The sequence below is a fragment of the Nocardia sp. CY41 genome (assembly GCF_009829325.1).
Lineage (GTDB): Bacteria > Actinomycetota > Actinomycetes > Mycobacteriales > Mycobacteriaceae > Nocardia.
The window spans coordinates 299,168-318,392 of the sequence record NZ_VUOS01000009.1; the positions used below are offsets into that span (position 1 = coordinate 299,168).

The 19,225-nt window shown below is 69.1% G+C and carries 16 protein-coding genes and 2 pseudogenes; 11 read left to right on the plus strand and 7 right to left on the minus strand.

Features of this window, described 5'->3' with window-relative positions; all coding sequences use genetic code 11:
• Nucleotides 1–180: 180 nt before the first annotated feature.
• From GVY64_RS12330 to GVY64_RS12340, 3 genes are all read left to right on the plus strand, one after another.
• The gene (locus tag GVY64_RS12330; RefSeq protein WP_159840726.1) at nt 181–1,368 is read left to right on the plus strand and encodes an NAD(P)/FAD-dependent oxidoreductase; all 1,188 of its coding nucleotides are present in this window, start codon (nt 181–183) and stop codon (nt 1,366–1,368) included.
• A 10-nt stretch (nt 1,369–1,378) separates the two neighbouring features.
• A complete protein-coding gene (locus tag GVY64_RS12335; RefSeq protein WP_159840728.1) occupies nt 1,379–2,320 on the plus strand; it encodes a sigma-70 family RNA polymerase sigma factor in 942 nt (313 codons plus the stop codon).
• Nucleotides 2,321–2,896: 576 nt separating this feature from the next.
• Nucleotides 2,897–4,165 carry an MFS transporter gene (locus tag GVY64_RS12340; RefSeq protein ID WP_236566777.1) on the plus strand — a complete coding sequence of 423 codons (1,269 nt, stop codon included), beginning with the start codon at nt 2,897–2,899 and terminating at the stop codon, nt 4,163–4,165.
• On the opposite strand, the gene GVY64_RS12345 is transcribed toward GVY64_RS12340, so the two are convergent.
• Nucleotides 4,126–4,515 (minus strand): hypothetical protein, encoded by a 390-nt coding sequence (locus GVY64_RS12345; RefSeq protein ID WP_159840730.1) that lies wholly within the window; start codon nt 4,513–4,515, stop codon nt 4,126–4,128. The genes GVY64_RS12340 and GVY64_RS12345 overlap by 40 nt on opposite strands.
• 545 nt (nt 4,516–5,060) lie before the next feature.
• Between GVY64_RS12345 and GVY64_RS12350 the strand changes: the two genes are divergently transcribed.
• From GVY64_RS12350 to GVY64_RS12365, 4 genes and pseudogenes are all read left to right on the plus strand, one after another.
• Complete coding sequence (locus GVY64_RS12350; RefSeq protein WP_159840732.1) at nt 5,061–6,266, plus strand: site-specific integrase; 1,206 nt, start codon at nt 5,061–5,063, stop codon at nt 6,264–6,266.
• A gap of 79 nt (nt 6,267–6,345) precedes the next feature.
• Nucleotides 6,346–7,287, plus strand: a complete 942-nt coding sequence (gene ligD, locus GVY64_RS12355) for a non-homologous end-joining DNA ligase (protein ID WP_159840845.1) — start codon at nt 6,346–6,348, stop codon at nt 7,285–7,287.
• Nucleotides 7,288–7,594: 307 nt separating this feature from the next.
• Nucleotides 7,595–7,843 (plus strand): hypothetical protein, encoded by a 249-nt coding sequence (locus tag GVY64_RS12360; RefSeq protein WP_159840734.1) that lies wholly within the window; start codon nt 7,595–7,597, stop codon nt 7,841–7,843.
• A gap of 587 nt (nt 7,844–8,430) precedes the next feature.
• A pseudogene (locus tag GVY64_RS12365) lies at nt 8,431–9,561 on the plus strand (transcription termination factor Rho, short form); the annotation flags it as partial.
• A 473-nt stretch (nt 9,562–10,034) separates the two neighbouring features.
• Here the strand turns inward: GVY64_RS12365 and GVY64_RS12370 are convergent.
• Nucleotides 10,035–10,727 carry a TetR/AcrR family transcriptional regulator gene (locus tag GVY64_RS12370; protein WP_159840737.1) on the minus strand — a complete coding sequence of 231 codons (693 nt, stop codon included), beginning with the start codon at nt 10,725–10,727 and terminating at the stop codon, nt 10,035–10,037.
• A 95-nt stretch (nt 10,728–10,822) separates the two neighbouring features.
• Here GVY64_RS12370 and GVY64_RS12375 point away from each other — a divergent pair, with 95 nt between their 5' ends.
• The 4 genes from GVY64_RS12375 to GVY64_RS12390 are packed head-to-tail and all read left to right on the plus strand — an operon-like array spanning nt 10,823 to nt 13,748.
• On the plus strand, nt 10,823–11,932 hold the full coding sequence (locus tag GVY64_RS12375; protein ID WP_159840739.1) for a hypothetical protein: 1,110 nt from the start codon (nt 10,823–10,825) through the stop codon (nt 11,930–11,932).
• A 14-nt stretch (nt 11,933–11,946) separates the two neighbouring features.
• Nucleotides 11,947–12,510 (plus strand): ester cyclase, encoded by a 564-nt coding sequence (locus GVY64_RS12380; RefSeq protein WP_159840741.1) that lies wholly within the window; start codon nt 11,947–11,949, stop codon nt 12,508–12,510.
• Nucleotides 12,511–12,546: 36 nt separating this feature from the next.
• A complete protein-coding gene (locus tag GVY64_RS12385; RefSeq protein WP_159840743.1) occupies nt 12,547–12,942 on the plus strand; it encodes a hypothetical protein in 396 nt (131 codons plus the stop codon).
• Nucleotides 12,939–13,748, plus strand: coding sequence for an MBL fold metallo-hydrolase (locus GVY64_RS12390; RefSeq protein WP_159840745.1), 810 nt, complete (start codon nt 12,939–12,941; stop codon nt 13,746–13,748). Before GVY64_RS12385 ends, GVY64_RS12390 begins: the two co-directional genes overlap by 4 nt.
• Nucleotides 13,749–13,779: 31 nt before the next feature.
• Here GVY64_RS12390 and GVY64_RS38715 read toward each other — a convergent pair whose 3' ends face one another.
• The 5 genes and pseudogenes from GVY64_RS38715 to GVY64_RS12410 form a co-directional block, all read right to left on the minus strand.
• On the minus strand, nt 13,780–14,112 hold the full coding sequence (locus GVY64_RS38715) for a histidine phosphatase family protein (protein ID WP_268895618.1): 333 nt from the start codon (nt 14,110–14,112) through the stop codon (nt 13,780–13,782).
• Nucleotides 14,108–14,362 (minus strand): annotated as a pseudogene (locus GVY64_RS39095) (histidine phosphatase family protein); the annotation flags it as partial. The gene GVY64_RS38715 and the pseudogene GVY64_RS39095, both read right to left, overlap by 5 nt.
• A 10-nt stretch (nt 14,363–14,372) precedes the next feature.
• Nucleotides 14,373–16,070 (minus strand): tetratricopeptide repeat protein, encoded by a 1,698-nt coding sequence (locus GVY64_RS37815; RefSeq protein ID WP_236566778.1) that lies wholly within the window; start codon nt 16,068–16,070, stop codon nt 14,373–14,375.
• Nucleotides 16,071–16,107: 37 nt separating this feature from the next.
• A complete protein-coding gene (locus GVY64_RS12405) occupies nt 16,108–17,922 on the minus strand; it encodes a hypothetical protein (protein ID WP_159840749.1) in 1,815 nt (604 codons plus the stop codon).
• Nucleotides 17,919–19,211, minus strand: a complete 1,293-nt coding sequence (locus tag GVY64_RS12410) for an ABC transporter substrate-binding protein (protein ID WP_159840751.1) — start codon at nt 19,209–19,211, stop codon at nt 17,919–17,921. Before GVY64_RS12410 ends, GVY64_RS12405 begins: the two co-directional genes overlap by 4 nt.
• Nucleotides 19,212–19,225: the final 14 nt, after the last annotated feature.

Genomic DNA, 19,225 nt, shown 5'->3' on the forward strand with positions numbered 1-19,225 from the left:
AGGCAGTTACCCGATCCGTCCCCGGGTCACGGGGGCAAGTTCACCGGAATCGAGGACGCCCGAGAGCGTGGCGGTCGTCTGCCGACCACGCCCCGGTGTAGCCCACGTCACTCGTTGATGCTGTCAGGAATTCGGGGGCTGTCTCGTTCAGGAAGCACGCGAACCAGACAGGAGCGAACCATGAAGCACCGCATCGTCGTCCTCGGGGCCGGATACGCTGGAGCATTCTCCGCCACATTCCTGGCCCGCCAGCTCCACTCCGACGATTTCGAGATCACCGTTGTCAACGCCGAACCCGACTTCATCGAGCGGTTGCGCCTGCATCAGCTCGCCGCCGGGCAGGAGCTGCGCCACCGGCCGCTGGCGGAGGTGTTCGCGGGCACCGACATCCGGTTACGACTGGCTCGGGTCACCGACCTCGACCCCGAGCATCGGACTGTCACGGTCGCCGACGGCAACGGCGTCGACCGGCTCGAATACGACACCCTCCTCTACGCGCTCGGCAGCACCATCGCCGACCACGGCGTTCCTGGCGTCGATGAGCACGCCTACCATGTGGCGGCGCGGCCGGCGGCGCTGCGGCTGCGCGCACGCCTGGACGAGCTGGACGAGGGCGGGAAGGTGCTGGTTGTCGGCGGCAACTTGACCGCGATCGAGGCCGCCACCGAGCTCGCCGAATCCCGGCCAGGGCTTCGGGTCAGCCTCGTCACCCGCGGCGAACTCGGCGGCTGGCTGGGCGCCAAGGCCCACCGTCACATGCGGCGCGCCTTCGACCGGTTCGGTATCACGGTCCACGAGCACTCCGCCATCGTGCGCGTCGAGGAGGCTGCGGCGATCGCCGCCGACGGCACCGTTTTCGGCTCCGACGCGACCGTGTGGGCCGCCGGTTTCGCAGTCCATTCGATTGCCGCCGCCAGCGGCCTCGCGGTGGAACCCAACGGCCAGATCACGGTCGACCGTCAGATGCGGTCGGTCTCCCACCCGAACGTCTACGCCGCCGGTGACAGCGTCTTCGTCATCGGCGACAACGGCCTGCCGTACCCGATGTCGTGTGCTTCGGCGGGACCCACCAGTAAGGCGGCGACGGCTGCGATAATCGGGGATCTGACCGGCCGCAAAGTCGCGCCGACCACATTCTCCTATATCGGCAACCACATCAGTCTCGGCCGTAACGACGGGCTGTTCCAGCTGGTCGACGGTGACGCGCGGGCGAAGCCGGGAGCCCTGCGCGGCTGGGCGGCCGCACGCATCAAGTCGGCGATCATCAATACCGCCGCCTGGGCCATCAGCCGCCCGACTTTCGGAAAGCCGAGTCACCAGTACCGTTTGGCCATCCGGGAGCCCTCGACCCATCCGGTCGCTGGATAGAGTCGTGCTCATGGACACTGCCACCGTGGCGCGTTTCGAGGCCAGCCGGAATCGGCTGGCCTCGCTCGCCTACCGTCTGCTCGGCTCGGCCGCCGATGCCGAGGACACGGTGCAGGACGCGTTTCTGCGGTGGCAGGCCGCCGACCAGGAGCACGTCGAGGTGCCCGAAGCATGGCTGACGAAGATCGTCACCAACCTGGCGCTCGACCGGCTCCGTTCGGCGAAGGTGCGGCGTGAACGCGCGGTCGGCGCCTGGATGCCCGAACCGCTCCTCGACGGCGACCCGATGCTGGGTCCGGCAGACACCGTCGAGCAGCGGGAATCGGTGACCTTGGCGGTGCTGACGCTCATGGAGCGCCTGTCGCCGGTCGAACGGGCCGTTTACGTGCTGCGCGAGGCTTTCGCGTACAGCCACGCCGAGATAGCCGAGATTCTCGGCATCAGCGAGTCCGGCAGCCAGCAACACGCGCACCGAGCCCGGCGTCGACTCGCCGCCGCCGGTAACGGCACCGACATCGACCACGCTTCCGCGCGTCGAATCGTCGAGGCGTTCGTCGATGCCGCGTCTTCGGGCCGGACCGAACGGCTGGTCGCGCTGCTGACCGGCGACGCGACCGGCATTTCCGACGGCGCCGGGCTGGGACTGGCCGAGAAGCTGGTCAGGTACTCGACGCCGGAGCGGATCGCCGGCGCGGTGCGGGCCGGCTTCAAACCTTCGCCGACCAAGCGCAGACTCGCCGGCGGCTCGCCCTCGATCCATGCCGCCGTGGTCAACGGCTGCCCGGCCATGCTCGCCATCCTCGACGACCAGGTCCGTGGGGTCGCGATCCTGGAGATCCGCGACGACAAGATCGCATGCGTGCGCGGCATCGCCGCCCCGGACCGACTCCGTCGCCTCACCGCCCAATGGCAGCGGCAGGAGCATGATGTCCCACTGATCGAATCGTGGTGACCCACCGGCCCGCATTCGATCTCACGTTCGTCCATTGATCCCGTCGCACCGTTCGGCGAACACCGCGGCTCGACCTCCGGATTCCTGAAGCTGTCAGGAAGTGCGAGGTAGCTTCGGCGGCTCCGGGTTTCGTCCAGCGTGAGGTTGTGGGCCGACTCGTGGCCCGTGAGCCGGACAGGCGCGTGGTCGTAAAGCGGTGGTGAGGAGTTCGCCGGTTGCCGGTCGAGTCGGATGTCAGAGCCTGATACCTGCTGCCGATAGATCGTGTCGCAGTGTGTCGATCTCGAGAAGTTCGTGGATCCATGTCGGTGCGGTGATTCGGTGGTGTGTTATCTCCTGGACGGCTGTGGCGGCGACCGCGGCTGTGGCCAGGGATTGTCCACGGCCGGTGGCCCACCGTATCGGTCCGTCGGCGGGCCGGGCCAGGACCACCCATCTGTCGCTGCCGGGCATTCGCCGTGGAACCAGCGCCTGCAGTGCCGGCGCCCAGGTGAGTGCCGCCAGCCCGGCGGTGGCAAGCCGGGAATCCAATCTCAGATAGGTGCGGACGGGTACCGCGTATTCGCGGGTGAGTCGGTGTTGGTCGGCGAAGTCGGCGTGTTCGCGGGCGGACTCACCGTGTTCACGGTGGCGTCCGCGCTGGCGGGATTCGCGCCGGCCCCGGCGGTCCTTGTCGCCGCGCGGGCATTGCAGGGTCTCGGCGCGGCCGTGGTCATCCCCGCGCAACTGGCACTGCTCACCACGACATTCACCCAGCCTGCCGTGCGAAATCGCGCCTTCGGGGTGTGGAGTGCGATGGGAGCGGCGGGCGCGGCAATCGGCACCGCGGTCGGCGGACCACTCACCGATCTGGCCGGCTGGCCGTCGATATTCCTGATCAACCTGCCCGTGGGCGTGCTGGCGCTGGCCTTCGTCCGAGTGCTCCCGCCGGATCCGGCGCCATCGGTCCTGGCTGTGCGCCGACTCGACGCGCCGGGGGCGATCATCGGCACCGCGGCGCTGTTGACCACCGGTTATGCCATCGGCGCGCTCGGCGACGAGTCGACTCGTACCCTGGCGTCGGGCCTGCTGGTGACCGGGCTCGCGCTGCTCGCCTGCTTCGTGCTCCTCGAGGCGCGCAGCTCACATCCACTGATGCCGTTGCGCCTGTTCACCATTCGCCAGGTGAGTGGGTCGGCCGTGGTCAACGCGCTGGTCGGCGCGGCGCACGTGCCCACCTTCGCCCTGCTGGCTCTGTACTTGCAGAACACCCAGCACTACGGTCCGACCGCGTCCGGCCTCGCGGTGCTGCCGGTGGCCGTGGTGAACGTCGTCGTCTCCCGCACGCTGATCCCGTATGCGCTGGATCGCCTGGGCGCCTGGCGGGTACTGGCCGCAGGCCTCGGGCTGCAGGCCCTGGCCATGGCCTGGTTCGCCCGCCTGCCCGAACACGGCAACTACCTGATCGACGTGCTGCCGGGCGCGGTACTGCTCGGCATCGGCCTGCCCGCCGCATTCGTCGGCGTCACCGTCCCCGCAGTCACCTCTGTCGACAAGGCCGACGCAGGGATCGCGGCGGGCATCGTCAACACCGCACAGCGCGTCGGGTCAGGGATCGGAGTCACGGCCGTACTGCTACTCGCCGATGTGGTGGCTCGGCAATCCACAGCAGCCGATGCCTACCGGACCGGACTGAACATCGCATTCGCGTTCGCCGCCACGTTGGCCGCGACAGGCACCGTGCTGACTCTCGCCCTGCTGCGCACGAGTCCGGCGCCGGCCGCCGAGCCGAAGCCCGAAACCCCGGCCGCAGTCCACGATCACCCTCAGCGCAGAGTCCCCCGGAACACCTGCGTCCGGCAGTAGATTACAAATCCTGTTGTCAGCAGGAGCACCCCGAGATCGAACTGGGCCAGCCGCGGTCCGAGGATCTGCCAACGGTCACGAAAACCGAAGGTGAGGATGTCGAGGATCACCTGGCCGGCCAGTCCGGTGACGGCAACCGGCACGGCCCAGCGGATGCGCATAAGCAGCAGGATCGCGGCAAGCAGTCCACCGCAGATGCCCAGGGTCCAGAAGGCCGCCGGTACGAGGGCATAGTCGGTGAAGTACCCGATCTGCTCGCTGTTGTAGTTCTGGGATCGGAAGTAATCGGCGTTCTCGCTGAGCGCCATGACGTAGTCATACACGCCGCCGAGGTTCAGCGGGAAGAACACTATGCCGATCACCCAGAGATGCCAGGGTGCCGAGCGCCGAGCGCCCAGCGCAGCCTCACGCGTTGCCGGACTTCCCACCAGCCGCGATCTCGCCACTGCGCAGCGCCGAATCACCGACGCCCTGCAGCGAACTGGTAGATCCCGCCCGATCACCACCCTTCAGGATTCCGGGCCCAGAACCCAGCGGCGATTACGACGGAGTCAGGACTCCCACACTGACCGCCGATAAGTGAACCTTATCGGCGGTCAGGTTCCCGAGTTGGCCGGTTGATCAATGGGATTAATTCTGTTTCGTAGCGTTTGTCGTGACGAAACGAAATATCAACGAAAAGGACGTAAAACTGGGTACCCCTCCCCGCGAGTCGAGGGTCGTTCTCATCGCTTTGACGCGGCTGGCGAGCACGTAGCGGTGCCAATCGCATTCGGAGAGGCTCACGCCGAACGGACCCGCGCCAGGGCCGCACCCCAGTGCCGTAGGCTGACTTCCTGCGCCGAATGCCGAAGTGCGAACAGCCAGTCACTGATGAGAACGCGGGAGCCGAGTCGTGGACGATCGATCCAGCGTTGTGGTGGTCCCGGACGCGGTGCGTACCGAGTTGCGCCGTGGTGTGCGTAGCGTGCTGGTCGATGCGGCGGCACTGCGGTTGGTGCGCGACCGCTTCGACGACGATCAAGCCGGTTCGCTGCGCCGGTATCTCGAGGCGTCGCAATCGGCGAACACACTGCGCGCCTACCGGGCGGATTGGGTGGCGTGGTCGGCGTGGTGCGCCACCGAGGGGCGCCAGGCTTTGCCCGCCGACGCGCTGGACGTGGCGGTCTATCTCGCCGCGGCCGCCGACGCGCGGCGCGACGGCGGCGAATGGGCGTTCAGCCCGGCAACTTTGGAGCGTAAGTCGGCAGCCATCGCGGCGGTGCACGCGGCGAATGGCCTGCCGTCACCGACTCGGTCGGACGTGGTGCGGCTGACGCTGCGCGGCATCCGCCGCACCCGGCGGACACAACCCAAACGCAAACGGCCCGTCCTGCTGCACACTCTCGACCAACTGCTCGGCGGGCTGCCCGAGCCGGGCTGGCCGGCCGAACCCGCCCGGCGGCGCGATGCGCTCGCACTGCTCATCGGTTTCGCGGGTGCTCTGCGCCGCAGTGAACTGGCCGGGCTGCGTATCGGCGACGTCGAGGTCGGGATCGACCACACGACCGGCGAGCCGCTCCTGTTGATCCGGCTGCCCGCGACGAAGACCGACCCCACCGGCGCGGCCGAACAACGCGTGGCCCTCCCCCGCGGCCGCCGCCCCGCGACCTGTCCGGTATGCGCCTTCGCCGATTGGCTGCGACTGCGCGAAATACACGACGCCGCAGGGACTTCCGGCGTGCGCGCCTGGCTGGCCGACAGTCCCGCGAAGTCGGCCGACATCCACCGGTGTCATGGCTTCACCGGCACTACGCTCACCGACGCGGACCTGCCGGTCTTCCCCACTATCAACCGGCACGGCGGAATCGGCGACCGCGCTATGTCCGGCCGGGCCGTCGCCGAACTGGTCAAGCGTTATGCCGCCCGGGCCGGGCTCGACCCCGACCTGTTCTCCGGACATTCGCTGCGCGCCGGGTTCGCCACCCAGGCCGCGCTCGGCGGCGCCAGCGACCGCGAGATCATGCGCCAGGGCCGCTGGACCAACCCGCGCACCGTCCACGGCTACATTCGCACCGCCAACCCGCTGGAAGACAACGCGGTCACCAAGCTCGGATTATGACTCCGGGCCGCCGTCGGGCCTGCCCGACCCGCCCGTTTGCTGAAGATATGCTGATGATGTGCTGTCAGCGCCGGCGCCGATGCTGGCCGTCTCCGGACGGCCGCCGCGAGACCGTGGCCGGTGGGCCTTCGAGATGAAATGGGACGGCATTCGCGCCATCGCACGGTGCCGCGACGGGGACTGCCGGCTCTACAGTCGCAACAATCGCGATCTCAGTGGCTCATTTCCCGAGCTCACCGCAGTGCTCGCGGATCTGGGCGAGCGCGGCGGGCTGATTCTCGACGGGGAGATCGTCGCCCCGGATCCCCGGACGGGGGCGCCGTCGTTCGGCCGCCTGCAGCGACGGATGCATGTGGTCTCGCCGAGCGCGGAATTGCTGCGCGCATTCCCGGCGCAATACTTGGCCTTCGATTTGCTGGCCGTCGGCGAAGCCTCCCTCCTGTCGCTGCCCTACACCGAACGACGTGAGCGCTTGGCGGAACTCGCGCTCGATCGCCCCCTCGCCCGCACCCCGCCCTACTACACCGACATCGACCCCATGGTTCTGATGGACGTCGCCCGCGAGCACGGTCTGGAAGGGATCGTCGCCAAGCGTCTCGATTCCGCGTACTACCCGGGCCGCCGCTCGCCGGTGTGGATCAAGACACCGCTGCGTAAGACGACGGAGGTCGTCGTCGCGGGCTGGCTGCCCGGTACGGGGCGGTTTTCCGCGACGTTCGGTTCGCTCGCACTCGGCGCGTACGACGACCGTGACCAGCTGGTGCATATCGGCAATGTCGGCACCGGATGGACCATGCCCGATCGCCGCTCCTTGCAAGCCCGCCTGAACGAGCTGTCCCGGCCGGACACTCCCTTCGATACCCCGCCCCCGCGCGCTATCGCCGCTTCCGCGCACTGGGTGGAGCCCGTTTTGGTCGCCGACATCGAATATCGCGAAGCCACCCCCGAGGGCCTGCGCCACCCCAGCTGGCGCGGCTTGCGTCCGGACAAGACGCCGCACGAGGTGAAATTGCCGCAATAGCATGGGATGCAACACTGTATTGCGCGTTGATCGCCATATCGTCGCTGGTAGAGGTCTTGCGGTCGTGACTGTTCGTCCACCGGGTCGAGCGTCGACCTACCGCCTTGGGCTGACTCTGATGGGAAACTCGACCTAGTCGCTCATAGGTAACGGAACCCATCTTCTCGGGACCGGGCGTCACTGCCGCGCCGATCGGGTCCTCGCAGGTGGGTCTTCGGAACCGCCGCAGGCCGCGTTGCCCCGGACATGCCAGCAGACCTTCCGCCGAACTGCAGGACATTCTGAAGGGCGATTACCAGAAACGAGGGTGGTTGGAACGCCGACTCCTGGAAGATCGAACGCATCCGCCGCAACCCTGCAACCCTGCAGCCTGCGAGGCAAGGCCCACGGCGAGATCGTCAACGCCACCGCCGTCGTGCTCGACGAAGCCGGCAGCAACACAGCACGCCAACTGATCCGGCGACGCTACGGGACCCATGGCTGGATCGCCGTCCTCAGCAACGCGTTGCGGCGCGGCCGCAGCGACACCATCGGCATCGAGATCACCGCAGCCTGACCTCGGGCCGGGCTCGGAGGCGGCCCTTCCGCACTGAGCGATTTTCACGCGAACATGCGGCGGCGCGGATGGGGAGACCGCATCGTCGAACTCCCCGCGGTCAGACCGTGGTGCTGTAGCGAGAACGGCGTGCGACGGCGGTCGGCGAGACTCCGTCGCACTCGACAGCCGCCCACGCATCACCGCGGATGCCGGGTTCGCCCACGGCGCGACGGGTTTCGCGACATCATTGGCTGCCACCGTCCAGTGCCGCACGGACAGCGCCGTGGCACGGCGCTACGGGCTTCGAATCGAACACCGGAATAAACCCCCACCATTGCGTGTTGCGCGTGATGCCGCTACCGTAGGTGCGGTCTTCATCTTGTGGACGTAGGTGACAACTCCCTCCCACAAGAGTCCACAATCGCCACGGCGTTCTCGACTGCCGTGCACTCGGACAGCGTGTTCGGACTTGTACGGATTCCTGCGACACGTCACATCGGTGCGCGCTGCGAGCGCCATTCCCCGTAGGCGGCATTCACGGCGACCCGCCGACATCCATTCCACTCTCAGGAGAAATACTCATGCAAGACAATGCTGTTCACACACGAGACGGTGAATCCGGGGAGGACCGGCCGACAGCGGTCACCGGCATCCTCGAGATCACCCACAACCACGCCTCCTTGCACGTCGACGGTTACCTGCCCGGACCACACGACGCTCATGTACCGGCGCGTACGGTCCGCGAATACGGACTGCGCCGCGGCGACACCGTCACCGGCGCGATCGGCCCCAAGCGTGACGGCGCCAGACGAGCACCGCTGGTTCGGATCGAGGGCATCAACGGCCTGCCACCCGGCAACGCCGCGGCGCGACCACACTTCCCCGACCTGGTGCCCATCTATCCGCAGGACCGCCTCCGTCTGGAAACCGAGCCGCATGAGCTGACCACTCGCGCCACCGATCTGGTCATGCCGATCGGCAAGGGCCAGCGCGCCTTGGTCGTCGCACCACCGAAGGCGGGCAAAACCACTGTGCTGCAGTCCATTGCGCACGGCATCGCCAAGAATCATCCCGAATGCCAGCTGATGCTGGTATTGGTCGGGGAACGCCCGGAAGAGGTGACCGACCTGTCCCGCACGGTGCCTGCCGAGGTCGCCGCCGCGACCTTCGACCAGCCCGCGCACGAACACATCGCGCTCGCCGAGTTGGCCATCGAACGCGCCAAACGCCTTGTCGAGATGGGCCGCGACGTCGTCGTACTGCTGGACTCGCTGACCCGGCTGGCCCGTTCCTACAACTCGGCGGCCCCCGGGTCCGGCCGCATCCTCTCCGGTGGCGTGGACGCGGGCGCGCTCGCGCCACCGAAGAGATTCCTCGGCGCCGCACGCAATATCGAGGACGGCGGTTCCCTCACCATCATCGCCACCGCATTGGTCGAGACCGGCTCGCTGGCAGACACCGTCATCTTCGAGGAGTACAAGGGAACCGGAAACGCCGAGCTGAAACTCGATCGGCATCTCGCCGACCGCCGTCTGTTCCCGGCGATCGACATCGATCGTTCGAGCACGCGCAAGGAGGAACTGCTGCTGTCCACCGACGAACTGGCCGCCACTCGATCCCTGCGCAAGACCCTCGCGGGCCGCGACCCCCAGCAAGCGCTCGAACTGCTGGTGACCGGCCTCGGACAGACCGGGACCAACCTCGACTTCCTCACCCGGATCCGCACCGCGAGCTGAGCCGGCGCATCCCGGACACCGGCGTCGTCGAGTCCGGTTTCCGGGGTCGCCTCATCCGACGATCGCGGTCAGATCGAGGTTGGTGAGCCGTTCCTGGCCGGAGAAGATGTCGATGGCGGCGATCCGGCCGTGGTGAAGGTGAAGCCGATGATCGAGAACGGGTTGCCGTGGAGGGTGTTGACCAGTCCGACGCTGCCGTTGACGACTGCGGGGTGGATGTGCAAGGGGTGGCCCTGCGCTGGAAGGTCTCGGCTCGTCCGGCGGCGGCGCCGCGAATGGCGCGCATCGTTTCGCCGGCGTCGGCGTGCAACAGCGCCAGGCCCACCGCAGCGGCGAGCGTGGGCCATGCCCGTGTTCTTCGCCGCCGCCACCCTTCGCCGCTCGCGCCTGGCTGCCCCGAGGCGGCTATGCCGAACCGTGGACGCCGGCAGCTCGACCGTCGGTGGTGGGGCGCGCGTGAGTGCGTCGGCGGCTCAGCCGTTTCGTGCCGAACCGCTGACACGCGCGACGATCGCATCGAGCGCCAGATCCATCGCGTAGTCGAATTCCGCCTGGCTGTCGAACCGGGCCAAGTACGGAGCAGCTTCGGCCACGGCCGGCAGTCCGGATTGTTCCAGGGTCGTCCGACGGGCGGCGATGCCGGCGGTGTCGCTGGTTCCGTAGGTGGGACCCGCGCTGACTTCGCGCAGCAGAGTGCCGATGAGCGTGGCCAACATCGTCCGCAAGAGATGAACCGCTTCCTCCGAGTCGCACCCCGCGGCGCGCAGCACCTCCAGGACGGCTTGGATCGGCGACAAGCCCTCCACTGATCCCAGCTGCCGTGTGAGTACCAGCGCGGCGGCCGCGGGATGCCGCAGAGCGCGATCGCGGAACGCCTCCGCGATGGCGCGCAGATCACTGCGGAGGTCACCGCTGAGCGCGGGCAACTCGATCGAGCCCAAAAGATGCTCGGCTACCGCATCCAGTAACCCGTCTTTCCCGTCGACGTGGTTGTACAGGCTTTTCGGATCGACTCCGAGCGCGCGCGCGACCGCTCGGATACCCACCGCCCCGACACCGTCGCTGCCGATCACGTCGAGGGTCGCCTCGACGATCGCCGCACGGGTGAGCTGTCCCGCGCCTTTCGGAGGTCGTCCGCGGCGCGTCGAGGGAGCTCGGCTGGTCATGTCGTCATTCTGCCGCACCCCTCTTGATTTAATCCACATCGTGGATATAGCGTCGGAGCCACACCAAACCCACACCGTGGATATCGGAGTCCGACATGCGTTTCCCCTGGGGAACCTCCGACGTCGCCGATCTTCGGACCGTCGGAGACCACATCGACACCTTCACCGATCTCGCCCACGCAGACGGCGGCCCGGGCGCGCGCCTACAACTGGCTCGCGCCCAGGCCATGGCGTTCCGCCGAGAGTTCCCGAGCACCGGCACCCCCGACAGCGTCACCACCTGCGATCTGGTGACATTGCCGTATCCGACCCGATTCGGACTGTTCCGCGCCTCCCGCGCGATCACGCCGTTCCTGTCGATCACCAACCGCATGCTGGTGATCCGCTGGCATGATTCCGACGGCCGCCGCCGCACGCTGCTGTTCGAACCCTCGGACGTCGAACTGGGGCGTTACACACCGTATTTCGACAATCTCGCCCGCCGCACCCCGGCCGTGATCGAACGGCGCATGGTCCGCGAGCACGGCACGGTGCAAGCGCATCTGTCGCGCCTGGGGATCGCGCCGGAGGAGGTCGACTACCTGATGTTCGACCACCTGCACACGCAAGATCTGCGGCGGTGGATCGGCACCACGGCCCATCAGGACGACCTCGGCACCACACCGGCGGCGATCTTCCCCAACGCGAAGGTCGTCGTCCAGCGCGACGAGCTGGTCGGCATGGCCGAGCTGCATCCGCTGCAGAAGCCGTGGTACCAGCCCGCCACCTATCGTGACGTGCCCGCGGAGGCGTTCCTGCCCATCGACGGCTCGGTCGTCCTCGGCCCCGGTGTCGCCGTGGTCAAGACGCCGGGCCACGTGTTCGGTAACCAGAGCCTCGTGCTCAACACCTCGACCGGGATCTGGGTCAGCAGCGAGAACGTGATCGCGACCGAAGCGCTGACACCGGAACACTCCCGGATGCCCGGCCTGGCGCGCTGGGCACAGCAATGGCAGCAGGAGGTGGTGCTCAACGCGAACACGATCGAGACCACCGCCGATCAATACAACTCGGTCGTCCTCGAGAAGACGCTGGCCGACCGCAGCCAAACCGACGCACGCTTCCTACAGTTCTTCCCCTCCAGCGAACTCACCGGCGTGTGGACCAACCCGGGCACCCACCCCACCTTCCACCACGGCCACATCACCCACGGCCCGCAGCGTTGAGGAGAGAGCAACCGATGTCGCCACGTTTCACCTTGCCCCCCGAACCCGTTCTGCGCGCTCGCGAGAAACTCGTCCTCGATCACTTCCACGACGAAGTGGCCCAGGACTGGGACGCCACCCTGGCGACGTTCCCGCACCCGCATTACGAGCTGATCGCGCCGATGGTCGTCCACGACGGCGAGGAGGACGTGCGCGGCTACTATCGCGACACCCGACGCGCCTTTCCCGACCAAGACCACGAGATCATCGCCCTGCGGCACAGTCACGACGCGGTGATCGTCGAATTCTGGTTACTGGGAACACATTCCGGGCCGCTCGGAAAGATCCCGCCGACCGGGTCGACCCACCGGACCAGGATGACGGCCTACTTCGTCTTCGACGAGCACGAGAACCTGGCGACCGAACGGATCTACTTCGATCAGCTCACCGTCCTGAAGCAACTGCTGGGCGGGCTGGACAAACGCAGGCCCCGCGGCCTGCTCACCCTCGCCCGCGCCCTCGCCGGAGCCGCCGCCACGACCGGAAACGAACCGGACCCGCGCCTGCTGGCCACCACACCGCCCGACCTCGGCGACTGACCGCCACTCCCACCCGATAGAACGCAGGAGAAGACCGTGACAATGCGCGCCGCCGCGCAGCGACCGCGGGACAAAGCGGCCACCGGCAAGATCGTCTTGTCCTTCGCCGACGCGCACACCGAGCCGCATCCGACCCCCGATCCGGTGGCCACCATCGAGCTCCGCGACCGAGCCCTCGCCGCCCGATTCACCGTCGGACAGGAAGGCCGCATCGGTGGCTCCGACGGCCGATTCGCCTACCTGCAGACCGAGCACCAGCCCGGCACCGTCATCGAGATCTCCGACGTCGGGGGCGCCAAGAAGTTCGTCTTCGACCTGGTGAAGCCGGCCGCGGCGAATTGGGACGGCAGCAACCCGATCCAGGCCGTCGACGCCGGCCTCCTCGGAGGCGATCCGACGGTCATGACGGTGATGCTCGAGGCACTGGGATGAAGGTCCACCACCTCAACTGCGGCACCATGCGCCCGCTGTGCACCCCTGAGGGCCTGGTCTGCCATGTCCTGCTGCTGGAGACGCCCACCGGCCTGGTGCTGGTGGACAGCGGACTGGGGCTGCGCGACGCCGCCGAACCCGGGGCCCGGTTCGGGCCCGGCCGCTACTACGTCCGCCCGCGGTTCGACGAGAACGAAGCCGCCGTCCGGCAGATCGCACGTCTCGGGTTCGACCCGCGTGATGTCCGCGATATCGTGCTCACCCACTTCGACGCCGACCACACCGGTGGGCTGGCGGACTTTCCCTGGGCCAGAGTGCATCTCACCGCGGCCGAAGCGGACGCGGCACTGCACCCGCGCGGTTTCGTCGAGAAGGGCCGCTACCTGGCTACCCAACGCGATCACCACCCGACGCTGGTCGGCCACCTCCCCGGATACGGCGAGCCGTGGAACGGCTTCGCCGCCGCCCATGAACTCACCGACGTCGCGTCCGGCCTCGTCATGATCGGCCTGCCCGGCCACAGCCGCGGCCATGCCGCCATCGCCATCGATACCGGCAAGCGATGGATCCTGCACGCGGGCGATGCGTTCTACCACCACGGGCAGATCGACGGCACCAGCCGCGTGCCCCGCTCTCTGATCCTCATGGAGCGCTTCATCGCCCACGACATGCCTCGAGTCCGCGCCAACCACGAACGGCTCACCGAATTGTGGACCACCCAGGCCCCTGAACTGCTGCTGGTCAACGCACACGATCCCACGCTGCTTCGCCGCGCCCAGCAGATCGACGCAGGCATCGCGAGTTGAGGTGCCCTACCTCGACGACGCCTGCAGCGGCTCACTCCGCCAGACCAGGCCCGGTGGCTCGCACGCCGGAGTCCTCGAAGGCCAGCCGGTAGATCGCGGGCATCGGCATCGCCCGGTGGAAGGCCCAGTCCACCTCTCGACATCCGAACCCGATCAATGCGCGCGAGATGAAGGTGCCGTGGCTGCCGATCACGACCGTCCCGCCGCGATGCCGCTGCGCCAGCTGCGTCAGGATCGCGGTGGCTCGCCCGGAGAGCTGTCGCATGCTCTCCCCTCCCGGCCGGGCCCACCCCCGGTTCGGCCCAGCTTTCGCGGTAGTAGCGGGCGAAATCGGGAGTCGGGCCGAATCCGGAATCCCATTCACGCAATGCGTGGTCCGTGACAACGGGCAGGCCGATGCGACGGGCAAGGGGTTCGACGGTTTGCACCGCCCGCAGGTAGGGGCTCGAGACAATGGCGGTGGGTGCCGCGGCGGCCAGGAAGGTGACCAGCCGCTGCGCTTGGCCTCGGCCTTCGTCGGTCAGCGAGCGCTCCCGATCCCCCGGTCCGCCCGGGCGCGGCAGGAACGGCTGGGCATGGCGGACCAGCACGAGCGTGGATGGCGCGGGGAGCATCAGCCCGCGATCAGCGCGGCCGGTGGGCGTGGTCTTCGACCGACGCGGGCCATTGATCGATGCGCGCGAGCGGGCCGCGGCGGCGAGCGGGGCGGATGCCCAGCAAGCCGCGATCGGCGCGCAGATCCGAACGGGCTTGTGCCGCATAGTGTCCGGCGTGGCGGGCGGCCGGATGCCTGCGGCGGGCTTCGGCCAGCCATCCGGTGGCTTGGCGGACGGCTTCGGCGCGGGTGAGAGGTGGGTCGGCGGGCAACAGCAAGGTGGCGTGGTCGGGGTCGGCGACGACCGCGGACCCGAGATGTTGCAGGCAGCGGCCGATGCCGGGGTCGTCGTCCAGGACACGGTAGGCGCTCAGCGCGAGCTGCCAGCAGCGCAGGGCGCGGCGGGGTTCGCCGCGGGCCCACCACAGCGCGCCCATGGTCTCGTGGGTCTGCGCTCGCCCGTCGGGATCGACACCGGTGCGGGTGAGGGATTCGGCCAGTTCGAGACGGTCCTGCGCGGCGTCGAGGCGGCCTTGCCGGATGTGCACGACGGCGAGATTGATCAGAGCGCACACTTCCCCGGCGACGTCGTCGCGCGGCAGCAGCCACCACGCGGTCTCCAATTGATCGGCGACCTCGTCCAGATCTAACGGTGCGGTGGCCAGCCGCCGCAACGCCGTCTGATGTTCCCAGCGGGCGGCCAAGCTCGTCGACAGCCGCCGCGGCCGGTAGCCGCGCGGCCGCTCGTCCAGCCGTCCGGCTCGCAGCAACACCAGGTCGCGGTTCAGCTCGTCGATTCCGGGGAGCGAGCACAGATCGTCGGCCACGCCGGTCTCGTTTTCCCCCGACCCGATGCGGGCGTACCACACGTCCAGGGCATTGCCGAGGCGAATCAGGTGCGCGACCGCCGCCGGGGGAAACTCCCGACCGGGATTCGCGCAGGCGGCCACCAGGGCACGCAGGTAGGGTTCCTCGGTCTCGAACCAGCGGCGAGCGCCCACGGCGAAGCGCCGTGATTCCAGCGCGATCGCCCAACGGCCCGCGCGGTCGGCGTAGTGCTGCAGCAGCGCGGTGAGCGCCGCTGCCCACTGCGGTCCTGCGGTCACCGTGGCCCGACCCGGGAGTGCGGGCACTCGACGCACGCGGAATCGTTGTGCGCCGTGCTCGGTGACGATCTCCCGGCGGCACAGACCCTCCAGCAGTTTCGCCGCGGTGCGCGCGGAGGGTTCGCGTGCCAGCGGCAACCGTCCCGGCGTGTCCCGGATGGCGTTGAGCACGGCCAGCAGCGCGATGGTTTCGTAGTCGTGCACCGGCAGGTCCCGCAGCACCGCGGCGATGAGGTGCCCGTCGAGCGTCGCGACCGTTTCTGGGGCCGGTGCGGCGGCGCGCGGTCGGTGGTCGGCGAGCGCGGGGCCCGGTTCGACCAGACCGGCGATCAGGTCCATTTCCCGGGCGGTCCGCACTCGGGTGCGGTACCCGCGGGCGAACCGGGACAGCGCGTAGACGGCGGCGGCGGCGATGAACAGCACCGACAGCCAGCGCAGCGGCCCGTTGAAGAACTGGACGACGGCGTTCTCGCCGAACGAGTTCACCACCAGGGTGCGCACCAACTCGAACAGCACCGTGTAGGCGACCAGCGACGCGGTGCCGAGAAACCCGATCCAGATCGAGGATCGCGGCGTCGCGGTCTGCCCGACCGGTTCGGTGGGTTCGGTCGATGTACTCACCGTCGCTCTCTCTCCCCGCACCCCGGCGCGGCCGGTCTCATCGCAGCACTCCGCCGGTCAGGCCCGGCACCACCCACCGCCGCCAGGTCACCAGCAGCAGCGCCACCGGCAGCACGGCCGACACCAGCGACCCCGCGGCCAATTGCGCGGTGTTCTCACCGAATTGCCGCGCCTCGCCCCACAACAGCAGCGACCAAGGGCTCGCGCCTGCTCCGCTGACGACGAGCCCGATGAAGAAGTCGTTCCACACCTGGACGAACTCGAGCACCGCCACCGCCCCCAGCGCAGGCCCGGACGAGGCCAGCACACGCTGGGCGATCGTGCCGGGACTGGCCAAGCCGTGCAGGGCGTCCGCGGCGGCGCTGCCCGGCGGGGCGAGCATCGCGCCGCGCAGCACGAGGATGGCGATCGGCAGTCCGGCGGCGGCGTGCACGAGGATCAGCGGGATCCGCGTGCCCGACAGCTCGTGGGCGTTCACCAGACCGTCGATCGGCCCGAGGTAGGTCTGCGCCGGCATCACCGCGAGCACGACCAGCGCCACGACCGCCACCCGGGCGGCGGTGCCGTTGGGGCGCAGCGCCGCCAGCCGGTAGGCCACCGGCGCGGCCGCGGCCACCACGACCACGGTCACGATCCCCGCGACCCAGGCGGTGGTCTGCAGCGAACGCCACAGCCCGTCGTCGCCCCACAGCAGACCGATGGCCGCGAATCCGAACCCGTCGTGCCCGTGCAATCCGGTATAGGCGAGCACGCCGATCGGATAGAGCACCAGCACCGAGACCAGCACGATGCCCGCGGCTCGCACGGGACCGACGCGCCTGCGGCCCGCCACCGACATCGCGCGCACCGCCGACCAGCTCGCGCGGTGCCGGCGCACGTCGACTTGCAGCAGCCAGGCGACCGCGCCCACGAGCACCGCCAGCGGCAGCGCGTAGGCGGCCGCGACACCGGGCTCGGCGTCGGCCGACAGCCGCCACCAATGCACGGTCGCGCTGTCGACCTGGTACTCGAGTGCCCCGGGCGCCCCGATCAGCACCACATCGAACACGCGCGCGGCCGCGACGCCGACGGCCAGACCGGCGATCAGCAGCACCGGCCGCAGCAACTCGTACAGCCGGACCGCCAGCGGTCTGCCGTCGTCGCGGTAGAGGTAGCCCGCGCGCGCCGGATCGGCTTCTATCGCGTGGATTCCGGCACGGAACAGCGCGGTGAGGAAACCCAGCCAGGTCCACAGGAATGCCGACCCGAGCATCGCCGCGAGCCACCACCGGTAGAGCCCGACGTCCTCGATGCCCAGCCGGCGCGCGCCGTCGGTGAAGATCACCCGGAACGCCACGCCCGACACGAATGCCGACACTCCGAACGGAACGATCAGCGGCAACCACAGCCAGCGCGCCGGGCGCCCCCACCACGCGATCGCCAGCGCGAGGATCAGCAGCCCGATCGCGAAAGCCACCCACAGCAGCGTGCGCAGGTAGGCGCCGCGATCGTCGGCGGTCATCGTGCCGCCCAGCAACCACAGCCCGCCGATCGTGCCGCCGATCGCCGCCGGCCACACCACGATTCGTAGCCAGGGCACACCCAACCGCCGGCGCAGCACGGCGGGCAGAAGCGCACCGGCCGCGACGAGCGCGCAGGCGAGCACCGTGACCGGACGTGCCCGGGTGGCGATGAGGAGCGTCCACGCGGCGGGCAGCGCCAGGAGCGCGACCGTCAGCACCGTCGCGGGAAGACCCGCCGCCCATCCCAGCCAGCGCCGCGGCCGGCCGCCGGGCACCAACGGCCCGCGCATACGGCGGGTGGCCAACTCGAGGCGCAGACCGTTGACGTCGAAATCCGAAGGCCCGGTCATCGACGCCGCCGCTCGACGTCGTCCAGCGCGGCGATCGCGCGATCGGTGGACTCGGCCACCCGCCGCTGAGCGCCGTCACCGATCGCGATGAGGAACTCCGTCAGCACCCGCCACAGCCCTTCCCGGCCACCCACCGGACCGATCCGGTCGGACAGATCGAAGGTGCTGCGCGCGGCGAGTTCACGTGCCGAGGGTGCGAGCAACGGCGAATAGTCCGCCTGCGTGCGCAGGTTCGGCGCCAGGAAGCCGCCGTAACGCTCGATCCACGGCAGCGGAGCGCGTGCGCCGGCCAGTTTCTCGACCAGTTCGTCCGCGCGGGGGTTGGCCTGCCGGGTCACCACCATGACGTCGCCGCCGACGATCTTCGGCCGCCCCGACGCGGCGGTCACCGCGGGGAAGGGCACCACGCCCACGGCGTTCTCCACGGTGCGGCCGGAGGCGCGGACCGCGCTGCGCACGATCGGTTCGGCGAAGTCGGGGGCGACGACCGCCGCGGCCCGGCGGTGCTGGAACACCTCCCGGACGGCGTCGGAGAACTGCCTGGTCAACGCGACGCCGACGCCGCCGGGAAATGCGTGCCGCTGCCCCCACAGCACGCCCAGGTGCCCGAATGCGGCGCGCACCGCGGGGTTGTCCCACTCCCGGCTGCCTTTGGACGCCAAATCGTCGTAGATGCGCGGGGATTCGGCGAGCAGAACGTTTTCGAAGAAGTCGGTCAGCGCCCATCCGTCGGCGGCGGCCAGCGCGAGCAGGCGGATCGGGCTCTGGGCGAGCACCTCCATCCGGTCGACCCAGTCCTCGAGAGTCCAAGCCGCCGGCCCACCGAGGCCGTAGCTGTCGAACTGCTGCCGGTCGAACCACAGCAGCGACTTGTCGGCGGCTTTGAACGGCACCCCGTACAGGCGCCCCTCGGAGCGGAGCAGCACTTGCCAGGGCTGGGCGTAGCGGCTGCCGAGTTCGTCGGTCCACACCGTCTCGGCGACGGGCCGCAGTTTGTGTTCTCCAGCGAGTTCACCCACCCGTCCCGCCTGCGGAAGCAACACCACGTCCGGCGCGGACCGCCCGCCCGCGGTGAACGCGGTGTCGGTGTTGTCGCCGAGGGGGATCACCTCGATCGCGAAGCCGAGGTCCAAGCCGTCCAGGACGGCGTGGAAGGCCGCCAGTTCCTGACCGCTCCAGGACACCCCGACGCGCACCGCGTCCGAGCTGCCCAGCAGCAGGTCCGGCGCGCACGCGGCGACCAGCGGGAGGAGCGTTCCCGCTTGCAGCACCGCTCTGCGCGTCCCCATCGACCCCCGATGTC

Excerpts from the sequence above, each read along its gene's own strand:
- GVY64_RS12375 (WP_159840739.1), top strand. The coding sequence starts at position 10,823 with ATGCGTTTCCCCTGGGGAACCTCCGACGTCGCCGATCTTCGGACCGTC.
- GVY64_RS12405 (WP_159840749.1), bottom strand. The coding sequence starts at position 17,922 with ATGACCGGGCCTTCGGATTTCGACGTCAACGGTCTGCGCCTCGAGTTG.
- ligD (WP_159840845.1), top strand. The coding sequence starts at position 6,346 with ATGCTGGCCGTCTCCGGACGGCCGCCGCGAGACCGTGGCCGGTGGGCC.
- GVY64_RS12410 (WP_159840751.1), bottom strand. The coding sequence starts at position 19,211 with ATGGGGACGCGCAGAGCGGTGCTGCAAGCGGGAACGCTCCTCCCGCTG.
- GVY64_RS12390 (WP_159840745.1), top strand. The coding sequence starts at position 12,939 with ATGAAGGTCCACCACCTCAACTGCGGCACCATGCGCCCGCTGTGCACC.
- GVY64_RS12335 (WP_159840728.1), top strand. The coding sequence starts at position 1,379 with ATGGACACTGCCACCGTGGCGCGTTTCGAGGCCAGCCGGAATCGGCTG.
- GVY64_RS12330 (WP_159840726.1), top strand. The coding sequence starts at position 181 with ATGAAGCACCGCATCGTCGTCCTCGGGGCCGGATACGCTGGAGCATTC.
- GVY64_RS12380 (WP_159840741.1), top strand. The coding sequence starts at position 11,947 with ATGTCGCCACGTTTCACCTTGCCCCCCGAACCCGTTCTGCGCGCTCGC.
- GVY64_RS12370 (WP_159840737.1), bottom strand. The coding sequence starts at position 10,727 with ATGACCAGCCGAGCTCCCTCGACGCGCCGCGGACGACCTCCGAAAGGC.